The 3,007-nt window shown below is 44.7% G+C and carries 5 protein-coding genes; 1 reads left to right on the top strand and 4 read right to left on the bottom strand.

The window, feature by feature from the left end:
* The 3 genes from cbiB to IQ242_RS21135 all read right to left on the bottom strand — a co-directional run.
* Positions 1 to 758: adenosylcobinamide-phosphate synthase CbiB (gene cbiB / locus IQ242_RS21145; protein WP_193961301.1), on the bottom strand; the 758-nt coding region annotated here is incomplete at its 3' end.
* Between the two features lie 2 nt (positions 759 to 760).
* Positions 761 to 1,234, bottom strand: a complete 474-nt coding sequence (locus IQ242_RS21140) for a GFA family protein (RefSeq protein ID WP_193961300.1) — start codon at positions 1,232 to 1,234, stop codon at positions 761 to 763.
* Complete coding sequence (locus tag IQ242_RS21135; RefSeq protein ID WP_193961299.1) at positions 1,182 to 1,625, bottom strand: RrF2 family transcriptional regulator; 444 nt, start codon at positions 1,623 to 1,625, stop codon at positions 1,182 to 1,184. The genes IQ242_RS21140 and IQ242_RS21135 overlap by 53 nt, the downstream gene beginning before the upstream one ends.
* Positions 1,626 to 1,924: 299 nt before the next feature.
* Between IQ242_RS21135 and IQ242_RS21130 the strand changes: the two genes are divergently transcribed.
* Positions 1,925 to 2,314, top strand: a complete 390-nt coding sequence (locus IQ242_RS21130) for an AbrB family transcriptional regulator (protein ID WP_002737568.1) — start codon at positions 1,925 to 1,927, stop codon at positions 2,312 to 2,314.
* Between the two features lie 292 nt (positions 2,315 to 2,606).
* Here the strand turns inward: IQ242_RS21130 and IQ242_RS21125 are convergent, their stop codons facing one another.
* Positions 2,607 to 2,774, bottom strand: a complete 168-nt coding sequence (locus tag IQ242_RS21125; protein WP_002798187.1) for a YqaE/Pmp3 family membrane protein — start codon at positions 2,772 to 2,774, stop codon at positions 2,607 to 2,609.
* Positions 2,775 to 3,007: the final 233 nt, after the last annotated feature.

The following is a 3,007-nucleotide window of genomic DNA, read 5'->3' as shown; positions in this document are numbered from 1 at the left end:
GAATTAGGACTAGGATCCCGACGGGCATCGCGCCAACAAATGCTTAAAACCCGCCCCAGCCGGCCCGAAATTAGGGCGAGAGTTAAGACCGTTAAACGACAGGGTAGCCATGTCAAAACATCCTCGCTTTTGGCACTAAACCAGCCAATATGGGTGTAGGGCGGCCGACGATAGCCAATCATCGAATCGAGGGTACTAGCGGCTTTATAAGCGCAAGCGAGGGGAACTGGTCCCACCCCCAGAAAAGCACCGAGAAGGGCATAAAAAAGCGGCGCAGTAACTCCATCCACACCATTTTCACTGACAGTTTCTAATAGGGCGCGAAGGATGTCTTCCCGTCCGAGATTATCTGTGTCGCGACCAACGTATAAACTTAGTTGGCAACGAGCTAAGGTGATATTTTCCGCTTGTAAAGCTGCGATGACTGTTTCGGCAGCCCTGCGTAAACTTCTACCGGCTAAACAACTAGCCAAGAGAATCACTTGTACTAGGCAACTCAGCAGCAAATTGACCTGACCTAACCATTGGATTCCTAGCCAAGTTAAGACCCCAGCCAAGATAATTAAACCTAGTCCCAGAATTATGCCCGCTACACGTTGCCGAATTTTTTCCTGCGTCCAATTAAGAATAACTTTGCTGGCAACAGCAATAATCGCCCCCATCACCTGCACTGGATGAATCCATCCCCAAGGATCGCCGATCAGATAATCTAAAACCGCCCCTAATACTAAAATGATCGCCGTTGCCGTTTCCTTCACAATTACTCCCTTTTACCATCGATATCCCGAATTTTCTCAATATTGTCTTCCCAGTTAGCTCCATCAAAGAACTGGCTCTGAAAATCTTCCAAGACATTGCCATCCAAACAGCGCAGGTTTATATCTATAGCGTCAGGATGGGAGCGGGGACGATAGAAAGGATGAATACCACAAACACGACAAAAATAATGTTGGGCTGTGTGGGTATTAAATGTATAGGTACTTAAGAAATCTTCACCGCTTAGGAGGGTAAATTGTGCTGAAGGAACAATCAGATGCAAAAAGCCTTTTTTCTGACAAATGGAACAATTACAGTCTAGAGCTTGATCATGCTCGATCGCCACTTGAAAACGGATCGCTCCACAGTGACAACCTCCCCCATAAATCTTTGCTTGTGTTGTTGCTGTCATAACTTCTAAACTACTAAACAATAAAGCTGGTTTCCTCTCCCCTAGCGGCGATCCAGCTACGGGCATCGTAGTATAAATCGGCTAAGGTAATCTTCCCTAGGGCCTCTTTTAATTTCTCGTGGAGGTGTTTCCAGATAGTAAATGTCACCCAATCTTCTGCCTGTTCGTCCCTGGGATGATAACCTGATAATGGCTCGATTGTCTCTCCCACTGCCTCCAAAATTTGCCCCAACGAGATACGATTTGCCGGACTGGCCAATTGATAACCCCCTTGCGATCCCCGAAAGGAACGAACTAACCCCGCTCGTCGCATTTCTATCAGCAATTTCTCTAGATAAGCAGCCGGGATATCTTGACGCAGGGCGATCGATTTTACCGATACGGGAGTCCCCCTCGGTTGTAAACTAAGATCCAGCAAGGCTTTAACACTATAGTGACCCCTAGTTGTTAGCTTCATTATCCCTCATTTTTACCTCTTGATCTCTATCCTACCCCGGCTCTCCTTGATGAGAGAAAGGCTAACCTCCCTTACCCCGGCATCTCGATCAACATTGATAAATTCTCTTAAGATTTCGATCGAGAGATAGAGTGTAATCCATTACAATCAATTTCCCCAAGCAAGTGATAATTTTTAGTTTATACCGTGTAAGATAAGTGTAGAGATCAATCGTAACCCGATTGTTTCTGGTCAGGGGGAGCAATTCTCCTCGACTAGCCTTGATGACCCTAACCGTTACTTATCTACTGCGAACTTAAATGAACACAACTACCAATCCAGAACCCCTGACTGGCCTCGAACTAATTGAGAAAGTTAAACAGCTAGGCAACCTCAGCAAAGAGGAAAAAGCCCGGGAATGCGGCTACTATACCATGACAAAAAATGGTATTGAACGCGTTAATATGATGAAATTTCTCAATGCTCTAATCGATGCCGAGGGAATTGACTTAGATAGCAGTGCCAATGGTCACGGACGAGGTGGGCGCTCGGCCAGCTACCGGATCAGTGTCCAATCTAATAATAATCTCCTGATCGGTTCGGCCTACACCAAAAAAATGGGACTCAAACCGGGAGATGAATTTGAAATTACTTTGGGGAGAAAACATATTCATCTCAAGCAAGTTGGCGCCAGCGACGACGACGAATAGCAATAATTAAGGAGAGAGCCTTTTCACTCTCTCCTTGCTATGAAATAAGCTCTTGTCTCTTGAAACTAGGTATTTTATCCTCAATCGGTCTTTAAGCATCTAGATAGGTTTGGCTGAATAAATCTAAAAACCTTGTTGGGTAAGACTTTTAGACTTTTTTGACATCAAAAAGTGCTGACCATTGGAGTGATCGGGGGGAAAATTTAGACACTTTTTCCCTGAAAATGGGTAAAATACCACGGCCGACACCCCACAGCTTGCCCCCACGAAAAACTTTTTCAGCAGACCCTAACTAGGAATTCTCGGCTTCTTTGGAGACAATCCAGAAAGCGTGGATAATGCCAGGGACATAACCGATTAAAGTTAAGATGATGTTAATAACAAAGTCTAAACTCAGTCCCGTAGTCAAAAATACGGCTAAGGGCGGCAAAAAAAACGCACAAACTAGGCGAAGAAACATTGCTTGTACCTCAAAAAGACTTTAGTGAATCTTAATTCTATATTAAGCTTGCTCTCCTTAAAGTTGCCATAAAATAGCAGTGATCGCAGAAAAATTAAGGAGAAATTCTTGACATCCTCGCCGCCCTAAAAGTGCGGCGATTCCTAAACCTCACGATTTAAGTTTCTGCTTCCACCACCGTCGCATACCACAGTTAAAAAACCATGTACTGTCTTACACAGAGTCCACAGACT

This window comes from Microcystis sp. LEGE 08355 (assembly GCF_015207185.1).
Taxonomy (GTDB): Bacteria; Cyanobacteriota; Cyanobacteriia; order Cyanobacteriales; family Microcystaceae; genus Microcystis; species Microcystis panniformis.
Note: the sequence above shows the minus strand (reverse complement) of the source record. Positions and strands in the feature narration are given on the sequence as shown.

What these genes read in the sequence shown, in the direction of transcription:
- IQ242_RS21135 (WP_193961299.1), bottom strand. Translation starts at nt 1,625, where the DNA reads ATGAAGCTAACAACTAGGGGTCACTATAGTGTTAAAGCCTTGCTGGAT.
- IQ242_RS21130 (WP_002737568.1), top strand. Translation starts at nt 1,925, where the DNA reads ATGAACACAACTACCAATCCAGAACCCCTGACTGGCCTCGAACTAATT.
- IQ242_RS21140 (WP_193961300.1), bottom strand. Translation starts at nt 1,234, where the DNA reads ATGCCCGTAGCTGGATCGCCGCTAGGGGAGAGGAAACCAGCTTTATTG.
- IQ242_RS21125 (WP_002798187.1), bottom strand. Translation starts at nt 2,774, where the DNA reads ATGTTTCTTCGCCTAGTTTGTGCGTTTTTTTTGCCGCCCTTAGCCGTA.